The organism is Pedobacter puniceum (assembly GCF_009674685.1).
Taxonomy (GTDB): domain Bacteria; phylum Bacteroidota; class Bacteroidia; order Sphingobacteriales; family Sphingobacteriaceae; genus Pseudopedobacter; species Pseudopedobacter puniceum.
Genome location: NZ_WKJI01000001.1, coordinates 935,575 through 952,152, shown reverse-complemented (window position 1 = coordinate 952,152; position 16,578 = coordinate 935,575). Strand labels below are relative to the sequence as shown.

Here is a 16,578-nt window from a genome sequence, read left to right as displayed (position 1 = left end):
AAGAAACTTCATTAATAAATCTTCTTATACATCGGCGAAAGCCAACACACAATTAGGTCAATAAAAAATCTACTTCCCAATACAAAACTTACTAAATATATTCTCCAACAAATCATCCGTAGTAACGGTGCCAGTTATTTCACCCAGATAGTATAAAGCCTGTTTAATATCCATAGCTAAAAAGTCGGAAGTTACAGGGTTATCTATACCGTTTAAAACTCGGCTTAATAATGCTTCTGTTTTTTGTAAAGCCTCTAAATGACGGATATTGCTTACAATCACTTCATCTTTATTGATTTGACTAAGGTTTGCTGCTTTTAAAAGCTCATCTTCTAATAATTGAATATTGTGTTTTTCCTTTGCTGAGATATATAAAATCTCGCCTAAAGATTCAAAGCCACTTAAGGCATCGTTAACCTGTGTTTCATCGGTTTTATTGGCTACCAAAAGTAACTTGCTATTATTTTCTTGGATAACTTGTTGTAAATCATCAATAATAGCTTTTAATTCTGTTAAGGATGTCTCTCTTGGGTCGAACAGATAAAGCACAATGGCCGATGATTTTATCTTCTCAAAAGTGCGCTCTACTCCTTTTGCTTCAATAATGTCTGCTGTTTCTCTTATCCCAGCGGTATCAATAAATCTAAAACGCACACCTTGCAAAGTAATTTCGTCTTCTACGGTATCTCTGGTAGTACCAGCAATATCAGAAACGATGGCTCTTTCCTCATTTAATAAAACATTTAACAAGGTAGATTTCCCAACGTTGGGCTTTCCTGCAATTACAACGGGTATGCCGTTTTTAATGACATTACCCATCTCAAAAGATTGTATTAACCTTAAAACTACTTTATTAATAGCCAAAATAAGTTGTTTAAGCTGGTCGCGGTTTGCAAATTCTACATCTTCTTCGCTAAAATCTAATTCCAACTCTATCATAGAAGCAAAATGAATCAATTGCTCTCTTAAGTTTTTCAACTCGTTAGAAAAACCACCACGCATCTGCTGTAAAGCCAGCTGGTGTGCCGATTTTGAACTTGAAGCAATTAAATCTGCAACAGCTTCTGCCTGAGATAAATCTAAGCCACCATTTAAAAAAGCTCTTAAAGTAAATTCGCCCGCTTTTGCTGCTCTAGCACCATTTTTAATCATCAATTTAATGATGCTGGCAATGATATAATCTGAGCCATGGCAGCTAATTTCCACCACATTCTCTTTGGTATATGATTTTGGAGCTATAAAAAGCGAAACTAAAACTTCATCAATAATAAAACCCTCATCTCTTATGGTTCCAAAATGTATGGTATGTGAGTCTTGGGTTTCTAAATTTTTACCATAAAATACTTTATTGGTGATGCTTATAGCTTCTGGCCCTGATAGCCTGATAACGCCAATTGCCCCTATTCCTGCTGGTGTTGCCAAAGCAACAATGGTTTCTTCTTGATGTAAAGACATATACCTGCAAAGATATTGTTTTATGTTAGATGATTGAGGGACCTACTATTGTAAATTTTATATGAGCTTAACACATATTTTAAGGTAAATCTGTTAAATTGGAGTAAATAGATAAAATTTATGCTATTAGATCCACATTTTAAATTACAAGTAAGCTCAGAAATTGGAACTTTAGAAAGATTACTCATACACAGTCCGGATAGCGGATTGGGGCGTGTAGTGCCATCTAAAGCGCAAGATTGGTTGTTTGAAGATATTGTTCATTTAGATACCATCAGAAAAGACGAGTACGATTATTATATAAAATTACTCTTGTACTTTTTAGACCCTACTAAAATTAGAGGAAAGCTTAAAGATATTGATGCTGATAAAAGCAGAGATTTTTATAAGCCGGGTCATGCTAATTTTTATAAATCTGATAAAGTAATAGAAATACAGCTTTTATTAAAAGACATCCTTACTGATGAAAATATCAAGAAAAAGCTAGTTGCGGCAGTTTGCGCCATAGAAGATTGCAATTACCTTTTACAGCAGGAGTTATTAGAAACATCACCAGAGGATTTGGCTAAAGTGATGATTTCTGGTTCTTTAAATGATGATACTATGATTTTTGCGCCTATCCCAAATCTTATTTTTACTAGAGATATAGGCATTACCATCAATAATTTTGTTTTACTCAATAAACCTGCTAAAAAAGCCCGTTCCAGAGAAGCTCTTTTAGCAAAATACATTTTCTTTAATCACCCTTTATTTAAAGCTTATAAAGCGAACATTATTGAAATTCCTGATTCTTTGCAATATTTCTTGAGGCCTGGTGAAGAGCAAGTAGAAAAAAACACCTTGGAAGGTGGTGATGTTATGGTGGTAAGCAAAAACCATGTGATTATTGGGCATAGCGAAAGAACATCCGCTCGTGGCATTAACGAAGCTATAAAGATACTATTTGAGAAGAACGTGGTAGATAAAGTTTCAGTAGTTAAAATTCCGCATAAGCGAGATTTTATGCACATAGATACCGTTTTTACACAGGTTAAGCGCAATGTTTGGGTAATTTTACACGCTATTGGTAAAGCAGATTTTAGTGGCGATGGTTCTGAACCTATAGACCATTTATTAAAAGAACAAGTATCAGAAAAAGCAGAAATTACGCAATTTGTTAAAGGTAAAGTTCAATATCCTAAAAGATTTGCTTGTATTGAAGATTTACTAGAAGATATCAGTGTAAACGATTTAAAATCAACAGAAAAAGTAGAGTTTATTTATTCTGGCAACCAAAAATTTCCTTTTGATTCTCGTGAGCAATGGACAGATTCTTGTAACCTGCTTGCCATTAAAGAAGGTGTTGTTTTGGGTTATGATAGAAACGACCATACCATTGAGGCTTTTAAGCAAAAAGGATTTAAAGTTATCCCAGTAAAGAAACTGCTGCAAAAGCTAGAAAACAACGAGTTACAGGTAGAAGATTTAACAGATACTTTCATTACTATGCCATCTGCAGAGCTATCAAGAGCTCGTGGTGGTTTCCACTGTATGAGTATGCCTTTACTAAGAGCAGATATTTAATGATTCATCAATAAGAGACACCATGCAAACCACATCTCAGATATTAATGATTAGGCCCGTTGCCTTTGCGCTTAACCAACAAACACTAGATAGTAATGCTTTTCAGGATGCACAAACTGCTCAAGAAGAAGTACAAGAAAAAGCTTTAAAAGAATTTGATGCTTTTGTTGAAGTATTGAGAGCTAATAAACTTAATATTAATATTATACAAGATACTTTAGAGCCACACACCCCCGACTCTATATTCCCCAACAACTGGATTTCTTTTCATGAAAACGGTGAAATTTTTCTTTACCCAATGCTAGCAGAAAACCGCAGGCAAGAAAGAAGATTAGATATTATTGAAAGTTTAAAAAAGCATTATCAGGTTAAAGCATTAAAAGATTTAAGCTTTTATGAGAAAGAGCATAAATTTTTAGAGGGTACGGGTAGCATGGTGCTAGACCGTGAAAATAAAATAGCTTATGCTTGCTTATCTGCCAGAACGCATCAAGAAGTTTTACATGAATTTTGTAAACAAAGCGGTTACACAGCTATGATGTTTCATGCAGAAGATGATAAAGGCTTAGCTATTTACCATACTAACGTGATGATGTGCGTAGCTCCAAAATTTGCTGTAGTTTGTCTCGCTGCTGTTAAAGATTTAAAAGAGCAACAACTTATAAAAGACAGTTTAAGTAAAACTGGCAAATTACTGATAGAGATTTCTTTAGCACAAATGAATCAATTTGCAGGAAACATGTTAGCGTTACAAAACACAAATGGCGAGCACCTTTTGGTGATGTCTAGAAGTGCCTACAATAGCTTAAACCCTAAACAAATACAAGAAATAGAACAGTTTGTAAAAATAGTAGAAGCGCCTTTAGAAACCATAGAAAAAAACGGTGGTGGAAGTGCCCGATGCATGATAGCTGAAGTTCATTTACCGTCTCTATAATAGCGCAAAAGTATATTCAAATTAATTTTACAATAAGACTAACATTTTTTCATTTTTTAATTACATTTTTGCGAAAATTTTATTCTAAAGAATGCAGAGTTACGAAGAATTCTTAGACCTCAGTGTTGGTTTCCCACAAGAAGGTTTTGACATTATTGATGATGAATTATATTTTCATGATCTAAACCTAATGGAGATGATTGAAACGTACGGTACTCCCCTGCGCTTCACCTATTTACCTATCATCAGTAAAAAAATTCAGCAGGCCAAGATTCTATTTCAAACTGCTATTCTTAAAAACAACTATCGTGGTAGTTATAAATACTGCTATTGTACCAAAAGCTCGCACTTTAAGCATATTGTAGAGGAAGCTTTAAAGAATGATATTCACTTAGAAACATCGTCAGCTTTTGATATGCCTATGATTGATGCTTTGGAGAAGAAAGGTGCAGTTACTAAAGATATTACGGTTATTTGTAACGGTTTTAAAACTTTTCAATACAAGCAATATATTATAGATATGTTGCATGATGGTTTTACAAATATTATCCCTGTTTTAGACAATAAAGAAGAGTTTAATTTATATGATGATGAAGTTGAGCTAGATATCCCTTGTAACTTAGGAATTAGAATTGCAGCAGAAGAGCAGCCAGATTCTCAGTTCTACACCTCACGTTTAGGAATAAGACAAGAAGATGTTATAGACTTTTATAATTCTAAAATCAGCAAAAACCCTAATTTTAGAGTTAAACTACTACACTTTTTCATCAACTCTGGTATTTCTGATACACCTTATTATTGGAACGAGTTAGAAAAATACGTTACCTTATATTGTAAGTTCAAGAAAATCAATCCAGAATTAGATACTTTAGATATTGGTGGTGGTATGCCATTTAAAGATTCTTTGGTATTTGATTTTGATTATGAATACATGATCAATGAGATTGTAAAACGTATTAAAGAAATTTGTGCCGAACATGAGGTAATGGAACCAGATATTATTACCGAATTTGGCAAATACACTTGTGCCGAAGCTTCTGGTATCCTATACAAAGTACTAGGTAGAAAACAACAAAACGATCGTGAAAAGTGGTTAATGCTTGATGGTTCTTTTATCACTAACCTTCCTGATGTTTGGGCATTAAATCAGCGTTATATTTTATTACCTATTAATAATTGGGATGCTGAATATGAACGTGTTAACTTAGGTGGTATTACCTGCGACGGACAAGATTATTACAACCAAGAAGCACACATGAACAGCGTTTTTATGCCTAAAACACGTAAAGTACAATATTTGGGTTTCTTCCATACGGGTGCTTATCAAGAAGTTTTAAGTGGATACGGTGGTATACACCATTGCTTATTACCTTCTCCTAAGCATGTCATCATCAGAAGAAATAGAGACGAAACTTTTAACTATGAGGTTTTTGGCGAAGAGCAAAACAGTAAACAAGTTTTGAAGATTCTGGGATATATTTAATTGAAAATTCAAAAGTGAAAATTCAAAAGTAATAAGTTAAAAGTGCTTAAATTCTGTAGAGTTTAAGCACTTTTTGTTTTTAAGACTAATTATACAAATTTATAGGCCCTAATCAACTAGTGAACCAATGAACAAAAAAACTAACCCCTAACCACCTAACAAACTAATAAATCAATCACCTAACAAACTAACCAACTAACCACCTAACAAACTAGTACATCTACCCCACCAAATCCACATACCAGAAGCCTAGGTTTTTAGGTTTATCGTCTTTTGTAAAGCAAACATCATCTTCATTTTTGGGAGTTGGATAGCTTTTAAAAACTTTCTCGCCTAAAGTATAAGAAATAGCGTTTTTAAATATCGGGCCTTCAAACACAAAAGTGTGGAATTCTCCGTTTTCTCCGCATGGGTCTATATTTTCTGGCAAACTGTTTATTAAAGCTATATCAATAACTTTCCCTACATAAGCTCCTAAATTTTCTTGTGTGCAAGCTATTACAGTTTTAAAACCTAAATTCAAGAAGTCGTGAATTAATTTTTTAGTATCTTTTTGCCACAGTGGAAATACGGCCTCCATCCCTACTTCTTGTAATTTCGCTTCGCGGTAAGCTTTTAAATCCTCCAAAAAAATATCTCCAAAAACGGAATGTGTAATTCCTTCTTCTTTCAGAATGGTTAAATGATGATGCATGATTTCATCATATACTGACATACCTGGCATTTCCGGTAATCTAATTTGATATAATGGAATACCTAAGCTTGCTGCCTGTTGCAACAAGAGTGATTCTCGTACTCCATGCATAGAAATACGATTTAAACTATCATTAATAGTAGTTACCAAATATTTAACCTCATAATCTGGATTTTGCAATAAGTAATATAAAGCTAAAGCCGAGTCTTTACCCCCGCTCCAATTAAAAATACATGGTTTCCTATTCATGTTTCAACAGTTTTTCAACTAAAAGAGGAACAGCAAGGCTAGCTTTCTCTTCTATTTTAATAAGTGGATTGGAGATTCTAACTTCAGGTATTTTAGGATCTATAACATAAACAGGTACCTCCTTACGAGCAAGCTCTAATAAACCCGCAGCGGGATACACAGCTAATGAGCTGCCAATTAAGATAACTATATCCGCCAAAGGCATTTCATGCATAGCCTTGGTAATCATGGGTACAGCCTCGCCAAACCACACCACATGTGGGCGTAGCTGACTGCCTAACTCACATAATTCTCCCATTTCTATTTCAGGCTTATCTAATTTATATAGCAAGGCCGGGTTCTGCGAAGAGCGGGCATAAACAATTTCTCCATGTAAATGCATAATATTTGAAGAACCTGCTCGCTCATGTAAATCATCAATATTTTGGGTGATGATTAGGACTTCAAACTTTTCTTCTAATTTTTTCAAGGCAAAATGTGCAGGATTAGGTTCTGCTGCTAAAACACCTTTTCTTCTTTCATTATAAAACTGCTGTACTAAGGCTGGGTTTCTTTGCCAAGCTTCTGGTGTAGCAACATCTTCAATAGCATAACCTTCCCACAAGCCATCGGCATCTCTAAAAGTTTTTAAGCCACTTTCCGCACTGATACCGGCACCAGTTAAAACAATGATTTTCTTTTTCATAAGGCAATTTATTTTAGCGTAAGTGGTAAACCTGATACCATAAAGATAGCTTTATCCGATTTTTTAGCAATGTATTGATTACACCAACCTTGCAAATCGGTAAACTTCCTTCCGGATTCTGTATCGGCATGTAAGCCCATTCCTAATTCATTAGAGATGATGATGAAAGTAGCCTCTTGTTGCGTTAAATCATCAAAAGCTTGTTTTATTTGTTCTAAAGATGCTTCTACATCGTATTTAGTATCTACAAAAAAATTGGTAAGCCATAAGGTTACACAATCTATAACTACTACTTTGCCTGTAAAATCAATTTTAGCGGGATATTTCTCTTCTTCTATATTCTCCCAGCGCTCATCTCGGTCTTGTTGATGCCTGATGATACGTTTTTCAAAATCTTTATCCCAATTACGGGCCGTAGCCAAATAAACAGGCTTATTGGTTAAAGATAAAGCAAGATTTTGTGCATAACTACTTTTCCCAGAACGGGCACCCCCAGATATATAGTAAATCATGATATTTCTTAAATTTTAAACACAAAAAAAGAGGTTGTCTTACAACATCATTTTTTGTCAGGCTGAGCGGAGTCGAAGCCTTTTTTGAGTAATTCAGAGTACATTTCGACTCCGCTCAATGTGACAAATACGATTATTTAGACAACCTCTTTAAGGTATACCATTTGGCATTAGTATGCCAATTCTTTTTGACTTTTTAAGATAGTGAATTTAGATTTTGCTAATTCAAAACCACCATATAAAACTGCACCAAATACTAAGTTTCCTAACAATAGGTTTTTCTCAAAAGGAATTGCTGCAATTAAAGATTGGTAATAACCTGTAATGTCTTTATTGTATAAAGTGCCACCTAACCAAGGTTCAATATCAGTAACTAACCAATGAATTAAAACACCAGCTAATGAACCTAATAAAACAGTATTTACATTAACTGTTTTAATTAAACTTCCAATAAATACCATAGCTACAAAGCAGATATAAACCCAAATAAAACCATCGTAAAATAAAGTAAACTCTCCTGTGTAAGAATAGGTTACAAAAATATCACTTATAAAAAGGGTAATTAGAGGAACTAAATAAGCTTTGTATTTATTGGTAAAATAAGTACCACCAAACATAGCAATTGCACCTACAGGGGTAAAATTTGACCAAGCAGTTTGTTCGCCTAAGCTAAAAAATCTTGTAGCAGCTGCGGCAAGAATCATCACTACCAATACCCAGTTTCTTACGTTTATTTTATTTAAAGACATATGTTATAAATTATGAATGGTAAATTTATTAAATCTTATTGAAAAAGAAAGCTTATACCTACATTAAAGTTTGTACCCATGGTATTATAGCCTGCAAAATCATTATATCTGGCATCAAAGAGATTTTTTACATCCGCGAAAAGCGTAACATTTTTCTTTGTTTTATACTGTACATAGGCATCAAACTTATGATACGATGTTAAAACTACATTTTGTTCGTTAAAATCGGTATCGTAATAAATATCTCTTCTACTATCTGTCCATTTGTATAATAGGCTAAAACTTAAGTTTTTATTCAAGTTATAGCTCACATTAGCGCCTGATGAATTTACTGGTCTTCTAGAAAGATTAAAAGCTCCTGGCGTACCCGGAGATTTAATTACCCTACCATATACATAAGCATAAAATGCACTGATGCTTAATTTATCGCTAGGTTTAAAGCCAATTTCGGTTTCTATACCCTCATCATTTTGCTGATTCTGATTTAAATAACCAAAGCTACCATCTGCTCTAGAGCCAAAATCAATCACATCATCAATCTCTCTAAAAAAGACGCTGGTATTGATGTTTAATTTATTCTGGAATAAATCTGTACTAAAGCCAGCCTCATAGTTAAAAGATGTTTCTGGGTTTAATCCATTAGGGTCTGCATATTCTGAAGTAAGCTGATATAAACTTGGTACTCTAAAAGCAGAAGAAATATTACCATAAACCTTAATACTATTGAATAGTAATACAGAAGGATTAAAAGTATAAGTAAAATTATCTCCAAAAGCGCTATGGTTATTGTATCTACCACCTAGCTCCATCCTAAAAACATCTTTTACGTTAAAGAATAGAGAGGTAAAAAGACTAGCGATATTGTTATTAGCATTTCCTGCAGTAAGTGGCGCACCAAAACCACTAAATTGGTCGGTAGCACTGTATTTGTAATTAGCCCCTGATGTTAAATCTAAAAAGTTATTCACTTTGTATGAGAATATACTTTCTACATTGGTAATACTGCCTTTATAATAACTATTAGCGCCGTTATTATTAAACTTATTAGATACATTATTTTGGCTAGCTATTAAGCTTAAATTACCTTTTCTTAAAGCTACATTAACGCCAATATTTCCTAATAAAGCTACTTTATTGTAGTTATAATTAGTATTGTCTTGAAAAGCTCCACCATCTAAACCAGATTTATTATTATTAAGTTGTAAACCACCTAATATTTTTACGGTGTTGTTAAGGTATTGAGATAAATTAAGACTTAAACCTTGCTGACTAAATTTGTCTTTCTCAAAAAGAGAAGCTGCATTTAAAGGCTGGGCAGACGAAAAACCTTTACTATCTAAATTAGAAAAATTTAAAGCTACAGCTGTTTTATTGATATTACCATTAAGACCAACAGCTTGTTTGTAAGTATTGTAAGAGCCACCACTTAACAAGGCATTTGTTTTAAGCTTGCCCTCTCCTTTTTTAGTGATGACATTGATAACACCTGCTACAGCATCTGAACCATATAAAGTAGAGCTAGCACCTTTTAATACTTCTATTCTTTCTATTTGGTCTATTGCGATAGCTGCTAAATTATATTCACCAGAAATTCCTGATGCATCATTCACCGGAATACCGTCTATTAAAATAAGCGTATTAGCTGTTGATGCACCTCTTAGATAAACTGATTTTACTTCGCCTAAAGCGCTACCGCTACCGGTAACATTTAAACCTGGAACAGTGTTTAACAATTCTGGTAAAGTCCTACCTTGAGAGCGCTCTATCTCTTCTCTAGAGATTACCCTAACCATTTTACCAATATCACTGATTTTTTTTGGAGAACGAGATGCTGTAACCACTACCTCGTTTAAAGAACTAGGCTTTTGCGATTGTGCATAAAGCCGGGCATCTGTTAATGCCAGTTGAACAAGCCCTAGGCCTGCTGCAACGTAAATGTTTTTTCTTTTCATTTTGTTGTGAGTTTTAGCCCACAGCAAACAGAAAATTGGTTTTGAAATTGAAATACCTTATGGTAGTATTCTCATTCAAACGCTTCAATCCCCGAAAGCTATGAATTTTTAACTGTTAGGCAGGTCTTCTGACTTACTCCCCGTTTCTAGCCTTCCCCATCTGTAGAACCAGACAAGTGGCAAAATTTAGAAACAGTTTTAAAGAGCTTACAGCTGCGGGACAGTTGAAGAATTACACTTCATTCCCTTTTAATCTCGTTCTAAAACGAGAACCATAACGCCGCGAAGATAACAGTTAAACAATTGACTGCTGTATTTTTTTTTAAACAATTCACAATAGGCGCTAAAATTTTATAAAAAAGCTATAGCATTAAGTTAAAAGCTCCCAAATTGATATATTTTCTGTAAAAGCTATTTTATTGATTTTTTGGTACAGTTATCGATTATAGTTTATAGTCTACCAAAATATTATCGCTATGAAAATCAATATCGCCAGTAGCGTAAAAGCTTTAAAAAGCAAAAGCGCACTACAAACAAATTTTAATCATCATCAACACAGACTAAGTGAAGAACTAAATAAAGGCAAACAGCATGTGTTATACACTAGTTTACTCTATGTTTTATCAATTTTGAGTATAGGCAGCTGGATTATTTCTTTAAAATTATTGCCTTTTGGCGATATGTTTCAGTTTCTATTGGGTGCTGCAGTTTTAACGGTTAATTTATTAATTTTTAGACATGCTAAAATTTAAAGCTATGACTTTTGATGAACCACAAGCCAATAGAAAAGACTGGAAAAAGCTAAAAGCTAAAAGAGATTTATTGGTAAAAAGAAACGATGAGATTGCTAATAAACCTGTTTCTATTTTTGAAACAGACAATGAAAGCTCAAACAAAAAGAAGTTAAAAAAGTAAAGTTTCTATACGATGCGCTTGTACGCATTTCATACTTTCTGACCAAGACAACACTGTAAAATATCCATCTTGCGAAGCTACCAAAGCAATACAATCATGATTATCAAAAACAAACTGAGCGGCAGAAAGGTGTCTGGTACCACCCAATCTCGAAACTTCTAACAAAGAAGCCTCACCACCTATAACAGGCTCAATAAAAGCTATCTTTTTTACGCTGGTATTTCCTTCTCGCTTGCCAATCTTTACACCAAAAGCCAAAAGCTCATATTTATCATTAATAACCGTTGCGCCATCTATAGCTGTAAAGCCAGCAATATGATCAACTTCTCTTTTTAGCTTACTTACCCATAAGCTTTCACTGATGTTAGCACCGTCTTTTAAAATTAAATTAGCTAAGCCTTCAAACGGTGGATTCAACTGATAGTGAAAAGGCTGTATTAATGAAGATTTCCAAAGTTCACCATTGGAAGGAGTAAGCAACAAAGTCCCTCCTCTACCATGAGAGCGCATAAAAACTGCTAATTGTATCAGGATATTAGCCGTATCGTTTCTTAAATATGGTGCCGTAAAACCTAAAAGTGATTTCAGAATTTGCGGACTATCAGGTAGCATACCACTATCTTCATTCACAATTTTAATTTCATCACCCTTGAGGATGACAACGTTGGTAAATTTTCCGTAACCATTAATACGCTTATGTTTGATTACCAATAAGCCAGGTTCAGAAACATCTAAAACGAAACAATAATCGGGAATGCTGGTGGTAGAGCCCCAAACATAAAGCTCACCATCCTGATACCAAACGCCTAAATGTATACCGGCACCTTCTATACCTGGGGCTAATTTAGAAAGTACATAAGCATTTAAACTTAATTTCTCTTGAAATACTACCGGATGTAAAGCTTGCTCTGGAGATAAAAAAGCTAAAGAAATACGTGGATATTTACCTTCTTCACTTCTAAAACTCGCCCAGAAACAAACATCAATAATAGCTTCTATGATACTTACCTGCGGTATAGTAGCAATATCCTGCTCTCCTTTATGGCTTGCTAAAGCAATATGATGCAGAAAGTGCTCCTCTATTTTAGGAGCAACAATTTTTGCCGACTGATACTTTGGGGAGTATTGCATAGAAGCCATTATACATTTTTCTATTTTTTATCTTCTTCTAATGCAAAAGCAGGGTCGCTTTGAATTTTTAAACGTGTTTCTTTAGCCCAATTAACCAATGCAAGTCTTTGTTTTTCATCTAACTTAGCATCTTTATGTATCCAAGTATAAGAATCTAAAGGCATCCAATGGTCTTCCTGAGACTCTATTAATTCTTCTAGTTTATGGTCTTGCTTTTTAAGTTTGTAAGTTAAAAACTCATCAAAATTTAAATGTTTTTTACCATCATCTACATGGCTATCTAACCACCAAGCCACTGGCTGTATATGAGCATACCAAGGGTAAACGGTATTGTTGGTATGGCAATCATTACAAGCAGTTTTTAAAATCTGCATGGTTTCCTCATTTGCAGGAAACTTATTGTGTATACTGTTAACAGATGGTGTAGAGCTTACATTTTTTTCTGGTTTAATAAATTGTATAATCACCAAAACAGCCAATAAGCCTAATAAAATTTTCTTCTTCATGATTTAAAATACTTGTTTATAACCCTTAATAATTCTTGTGATATGTGTCCGTTTGTGGATACAATATCGCAATTTTTTAAAGCATTTTTCCCTCCTTCAAAATCAAAATTTTCTCCGCCTGCTTGTTGTACAATAAACATCCCTGCTGCAATATCCCAAGGTTTTAAATTGTATTCAAAATAAGCATCAAAACGACCACAAGCTGTATAAACTAAATCTACAGAAGCAGCTCCTATCCTTCTTAAACCGTGGCAGCTTTGTATTAAATCTCCAAATAATGCCATATAGGCATCTTTACGGGTAAAATCATAATAAGGAAAACCTGTTGCTAGCAAGCTATCGGCTACTTTAGTACTAGCAGAGACTTTTATTTCTTTACCATTTAAGAAAGCAGCGCTTCCTTTCCAAGCGTAAAAGCATTCGTCCTTACCAATTTCATAAACTACACCTAAAACCAGTTCATCTCCTTCTTGCAAAGCTATGCTTACCGCAAAAGCCGGAATACCATGAATGAAATTGGTAGTGCCATCTAAAGGGTCTATAATCCAATTAAAAGTTTCGGCTTTTTGATGTTCTCCTTCTTCGGCAATAAAGCCAGAACCAGGTAAAACTTTTGCTAAGGCTGATACAATCATTTCTTCAGAGGTTTTATCCACGTAAGAAACCATATCATTGGTACCTTTATATTCTATTTTTGAGGATTGAAATAATGCTGATTCTTTTCTGATAAAAGCTCCGGCTTCTTTAGCAATACGGATAACTTCATCACACAATTCCTGATAGTTAAGCATGGGTACGAACTTTAAACGTAAATAATTTATGGATGTAGTAACTGGCAAAACCTAAACTTAAAGCAGAACTAATACGCCCGGCCGTAGGCCAAAAACCACACAGCTCTACAAAAAATCTTAATAAAGCGTAATTAGCAAAAAAACCAATAAAAGCTATGGTAGCAAAGCGTATAAATTGCTTTCTGGCTTTCAGACTAGATTCGTTAAATACGGTGTATTTGGTAATTAAGAAATTAACAATAATACCAACCGAGTAAGAAATGGTTAAAGTAAACTCGTGGGCACTAGCCCTAAACTGGTTAAATTGTATACTTTGATTCTTTAATACATAATTGATGATGGTATAATACACCAAAACATCTGTAATGGTGGCAATTCCTGCAGAAAGGAAAAAACGCACCATTTTATGTTGATAAAAAGCATTTAAAGTCTCTGATTTTAATAAAACAGGCATTAGGCTACCGCCCTTCCCGACTTATAATTTTTTACAGACCAAATAATGCCTCCTATACCTGCTAATATCATAATTGATGAAATTAATTCGGCTTGTGTGAAGGAAAGTCCGGCAACTTCATATTTAGAGTTTACACGAATACTTTCTATTAAAAAACGTTCTATACCATTTAAAATCAGGTAAATAGAAAACAACAAACCCGGAGCTTTAATTCTATCTCTTATAGCCCAAAGAAAGGCAAAAAGTAGGATGCAGATAAAAGCTTCATATAATGGTGTGGGATAAACAGGATTAGCTAACTCGAAACAAAACTTACCTTCGCAGCCGGCAATTGGCACACCCTCGTTAATCACATTATGCGGATATTTGGAAGCCCAAGCCCAATCTGGCAACCAAGTTAACCAATTAGGTTTTGCGTTTAAGTTTTCAATTCCCCAATCTCCATCACCAGATAACTGACAGCCTAAACGCCCAACGCCATAAGCTAACATCATACCCGGTCCGCCAATGTCTAACATGTGAACTGGTTTGATACCGTTTTTATTGGCGATATACAATACTGCTGCTCCACCACAAATTAAGCCACCGTAAAAAGTTAAACCACTAAATGATAATAGGTTTTGAATAGGGTCTTGCATAAAGCGATCCCAATATTCTAAATTATCGAAAATTTTTGCCCCTAAAATACCTGTAATGGCAGCCCAAGCAATTAAAGTTCCCATTAATTCATGTGGATGAACCGTTTGAACAACTGTTTTAGGTTGAGCAAGTTTTTGTTTCTTATTCTCGGTATAAGCCCAATAAATAAATAAAATGGCAATTAAAAAACCAGCAGCAAAATTCCCTTTGGTAGATAATAAAACGTCTTGCGGACTGTTTACAAACTCGGCATAATTAAAAATACCGTATACCAGTTTAAAGCCTATCAAAAAGCCAAATATCCCGTTCAAGATAATTTCATTGGTGCTAAGCCCTTTTCCTATAACTACCGTTTTTTGAAAAGGATGTACCTCGCCTAATTTCTCTCTTCTTTTAAACTCTTCTGAGAAAGCCCAATAACCTGCCATAAAAGCTAAGGCAACAAAAAAACCAAAAGTTTGTATTGGCAAAGGAATATTTACACCTGTTAAATACTCGATAAGATAAGATAGCGTAGGAAACATAAATAATTTTGGTTTTTAGTGGGTAAGAATTTCTTGAACTTCAGTAACTTCCATATCCCCATCGGCACTGATTTGTTCTAACTTAACGGTTTTAATTTCATTTACTAGAATAGGGTCATACTTAGCTTTTACCTTTACATAATTTCTGGTAAAACCATGCATAAAACCTTCTTTAATATCTCCTTCAAAAAGAACTTCGGCTATGTTGCCCACTTCGGTTTCGTAAAAAGCCCTTCTTTTTTTATCTGATAAGATGTGGAGCATTTTACTACGTTCTGCCCTTTCATGCATAGGCACAGCACCTTCCATAGTTGCGGCAGGTGTGTTTTCTCTTTCAGAATAGGTAAAAACGTGTAAATATGATATGTCTAATTGATTTAAAAACTCATAAGTATCTAAAAAATCCTGACGAGTTTCTCCGGGAAAACCAACAATAACATCAACACCTATACAGCAATTGGGCATGATACTTTTTATAGTAGCTACCCTATCCGCATACAGCTCTCGGCGGTAACGCCTTTTCATTAAGGCTAATATTTTATTGGTTCCAGATTGTAATGGAATATGGAAATGAGGCACAAATTTGTTAGACTGTGCTACAAACTCAATAATCTCGGTACTTAACAAATTAGGCTCTATAGATGATATACGAATACGGTTGATACCCTCCACTTCATCTAAAGCTTTAACCAAATCAAAGAATTTATCTTCTCTTTTGCCATCACGAATACCAAAATCTCCAAGATTCACACCTGTAAGTACAATTTCTTTAATACCAGAAGCTGCAATTTCTTCGGCTTGTTTCACAACATTGGCAATGGTATCGCTTCTACTTTCACCACGGGCTAATGGAATAGTACAAAAAGTACAAGAATAATCGCAACCATCTTGCACTTTTAAGAAAGTACGGGTACGGTCGCCAATAGAAAAGGCAGATACAAAACTTGTATCCTCTTGTATAGGTTTATTATAAATTTCTGCTTTAGGCTTCTTAGTTAAATCGGTAATATGCTCTATCAGCTGAAATTTCTCGGCAGCACCTAAAACCACATCTACACCTTCTATATTGGCAATTTCCTGAGGTTTTAGTTGTGCATAACAGCCAACAATAGCGATATATGCAGATGGCGAGTGCTTTAAAGCTTCCTTAACTACTTTCTTACACTTTTTATCGGCATTTTCTGTTACAGAACAAGTATTGATAATATATATATCAGCTTGATCGGTAAAATCTACCGTATCAAAACCAGCCGCACTAAACTGCCTGCCAATGGTTGAAGTTTCAGAATAGTTTAACTTACAGCCTAAAGTGTAAAAAGCAACTTTTTTATTCATCTCT

At 34.5% G+C, this 16,578-nt stretch carries 17 protein-coding genes and 1 riboswitch; of the genes, 5 read left to right on the top strand and 12 right to left on the bottom strand.

Annotated elements, in window-relative coordinates; all coding sequences use genetic code 11:
• Nucleotides 1-69: 69 nt before the first annotated feature.
• Complete coding sequence (gene mnmE / locus GJJ64_RS04290) at nucleotides 70-1,455, bottom strand: tRNA uridine-5-carboxymethylaminomethyl(34) synthesis GTPase MnmE (protein WP_154286502.1); 1,386 nt, start codon at nucleotides 1,453-1,455, stop codon at nucleotides 70-72.
• A 120-nt stretch (nucleotides 1,456-1,575) separates the two neighbouring features.
• Here mnmE and GJJ64_RS04285 point away from each other — a divergent pair, with 120 nt between their 5' ends.
• From GJJ64_RS04285 to GJJ64_RS04275, 3 genes are all read left to right on the top strand, one after another.
• Nucleotides 1,576-3,018, top strand: coding sequence for an arginine deiminase family protein (locus GJJ64_RS04285; protein ID WP_154286501.1), 1,443 nt, complete (start codon nucleotides 1,576-1,578; stop codon nucleotides 3,016-3,018).
• A 22-nt stretch (nucleotides 3,019-3,040) separates the two neighbouring features.
• Nucleotides 3,041-3,955: a citrulline utilization hydrolase CtlX gene (ctlX, locus tag GJJ64_RS04280; protein WP_154286500.1), complete on the top strand. Its 915-nt coding sequence runs from the start codon at nucleotides 3,041-3,043 to the stop codon at nucleotides 3,953-3,955.
• A 91-nt stretch (nucleotides 3,956-4,046) separates the two neighbouring features.
• Nucleotides 4,047-5,438: an arginine decarboxylase gene (locus GJJ64_RS04275; RefSeq protein WP_149074173.1), complete on the top strand. Its 1,392-nt coding sequence runs from the start codon at nucleotides 4,047-4,049 to the stop codon at nucleotides 5,436-5,438.
• 220 nt (nucleotides 5,439-5,658) lie between these two features.
• On the opposite strand, the gene GJJ64_RS04270 is transcribed toward GJJ64_RS04275, so the two are convergent.
• The 5 genes from GJJ64_RS04270 to GJJ64_RS04250 form a co-directional block, all read right to left on the bottom strand.
• Complete coding sequence (locus GJJ64_RS04270; protein WP_154286499.1) at nucleotides 5,659-6,381, bottom strand: Dph6-related ATP pyrophosphatase; 723 nt, start codon at nucleotides 6,379-6,381, stop codon at nucleotides 5,659-5,661.
• On the bottom strand, nucleotides 6,374-7,066 hold the full coding sequence (locus tag GJJ64_RS04265) for an SIR2 family NAD-dependent protein deacylase (RefSeq protein ID WP_154286498.1): 693 nt from the start codon (nucleotides 7,064-7,066) through the stop codon (nucleotides 6,374-6,376). Before GJJ64_RS04265 ends, GJJ64_RS04270 begins: the two co-directional genes overlap by 8 nt.
• A gap of 8 nt (nucleotides 7,067-7,074) precedes the next feature.
• Nucleotides 7,075-7,578, bottom strand: coding sequence for a bifunctional adenosylcobinamide kinase/adenosylcobinamide-phosphate guanylyltransferase (locus tag GJJ64_RS04260; RefSeq protein ID WP_154286497.1), 504 nt, complete (start codon nucleotides 7,576-7,578; stop codon nucleotides 7,075-7,077).
• A 170-nt stretch (nucleotides 7,579-7,748) separates the two neighbouring features.
• Nucleotides 7,749-8,327 carry a DUF6580 family putative transport protein gene (locus GJJ64_RS04255; RefSeq protein ID WP_154286496.1) on the bottom strand — a complete coding sequence of 193 codons (579 nt, stop codon included), beginning with the start codon at nucleotides 8,325-8,327 and terminating at the stop codon, nucleotides 7,749-7,751.
• 35 nt (nucleotides 8,328-8,362) lie between these two features.
• Nucleotides 8,363-10,279 carry a TonB-dependent receptor plug domain-containing protein gene (locus tag GJJ64_RS04250; RefSeq protein WP_154286495.1) on the bottom strand — a complete coding sequence of 639 codons (1,917 nt, stop codon included), beginning with the start codon at nucleotides 10,277-10,279 and terminating at the stop codon, nucleotides 8,363-8,365.
• A gap of 102 nt (nucleotides 10,280-10,381) precedes the next feature.
• Nucleotides 10,382-10,571, bottom strand: a riboswitch (cobalamin riboswitch).
• Nucleotides 10,572-10,755: 184 nt separating this feature from the next.
• Here GJJ64_RS04250 and GJJ64_RS04245 point away from each other — a divergent pair.
• Both GJJ64_RS04245 and GJJ64_RS04240 read left to right on the top strand, forming a co-directional pair.
• Nucleotides 10,756-11,031 carry a hypothetical protein gene (locus GJJ64_RS04245; RefSeq protein ID WP_154286494.1) on the top strand — a complete coding sequence of 92 codons (276 nt, stop codon included), beginning with the start codon at nucleotides 10,756-10,758 and terminating at the stop codon, nucleotides 11,029-11,031.
• Nucleotides 11,018-11,194: a hypothetical protein gene (locus GJJ64_RS04240; RefSeq protein ID WP_154286493.1), complete on the top strand. Its 177-nt coding sequence runs from the start codon at nucleotides 11,018-11,020 to the stop codon at nucleotides 11,192-11,194. The genes GJJ64_RS04245 and GJJ64_RS04240 overlap by 14 nt, the downstream gene beginning before the upstream one ends.
• Here the strand turns inward: GJJ64_RS04240 and GJJ64_RS04235 are convergent.
• Genes GJJ64_RS04235 through mtaB form a run of 6 tightly spaced genes read right to left on the bottom strand, consistent with a single transcriptional unit; the run spans nucleotide 11,183 to nucleotide 16,574 of the window.
• The gene (locus tag GJJ64_RS04235; protein WP_154286492.1) at nucleotides 11,183-12,325 is read right to left on the bottom strand and encodes a putative sensor domain DACNV-containing protein; all 1,143 of its coding nucleotides are present in this window, start codon (nucleotides 12,323-12,325) and stop codon (nucleotides 11,183-11,185) included. The genes GJJ64_RS04240 and GJJ64_RS04235 overlap by 12 nt on opposite strands.
• A 20-nt stretch (nucleotides 12,326-12,345) precedes the next feature.
• Nucleotides 12,346-12,831, bottom strand: a complete 486-nt coding sequence (locus GJJ64_RS04230; RefSeq protein WP_149074165.1) for a heme-binding domain-containing protein — start codon at nucleotides 12,829-12,831, stop codon at nucleotides 12,346-12,348.
• The gene (locus tag GJJ64_RS04225; RefSeq protein WP_154286491.1) at nucleotides 12,828-13,622 is read right to left on the bottom strand and encodes an inositol monophosphatase family protein; all 795 of its coding nucleotides are present in this window, start codon (nucleotides 13,620-13,622) and stop codon (nucleotides 12,828-12,830) included. Before GJJ64_RS04225 ends, GJJ64_RS04230 begins: the two co-directional genes overlap by 4 nt.
• Complete coding sequence (locus tag GJJ64_RS04220) at nucleotides 13,615-14,076, bottom strand: GtrA family protein (RefSeq protein WP_154286490.1); 462 nt, start codon at nucleotides 14,074-14,076, stop codon at nucleotides 13,615-13,617. Before GJJ64_RS04220 ends, GJJ64_RS04225 begins: the two co-directional genes overlap by 8 nt.
• Nucleotides 14,076-15,239 (bottom strand): prolipoprotein diacylglyceryl transferase, encoded by a 1,164-nt coding sequence (locus GJJ64_RS04215; RefSeq protein ID WP_154286489.1) that lies wholly within the window; start codon nucleotides 15,237-15,239, stop codon nucleotides 14,076-14,078. Before GJJ64_RS04215 ends, GJJ64_RS04220 begins: the two co-directional genes overlap by 1 nt.
• Nucleotides 15,240-15,254: 15 nt before the next feature.
• Nucleotides 15,255-16,574 carry a tRNA (N(6)-L-threonylcarbamoyladenosine(37)-C(2))-methylthiotransferase MtaB gene (gene mtaB / locus GJJ64_RS04210; RefSeq protein WP_154286488.1) on the bottom strand — a complete coding sequence of 440 codons (1,320 nt, stop codon included), beginning with the start codon at nucleotides 16,572-16,574 and terminating at the stop codon, nucleotides 15,255-15,257.
• Nucleotides 16,575-16,578 lie beyond the last annotated feature (4 nt).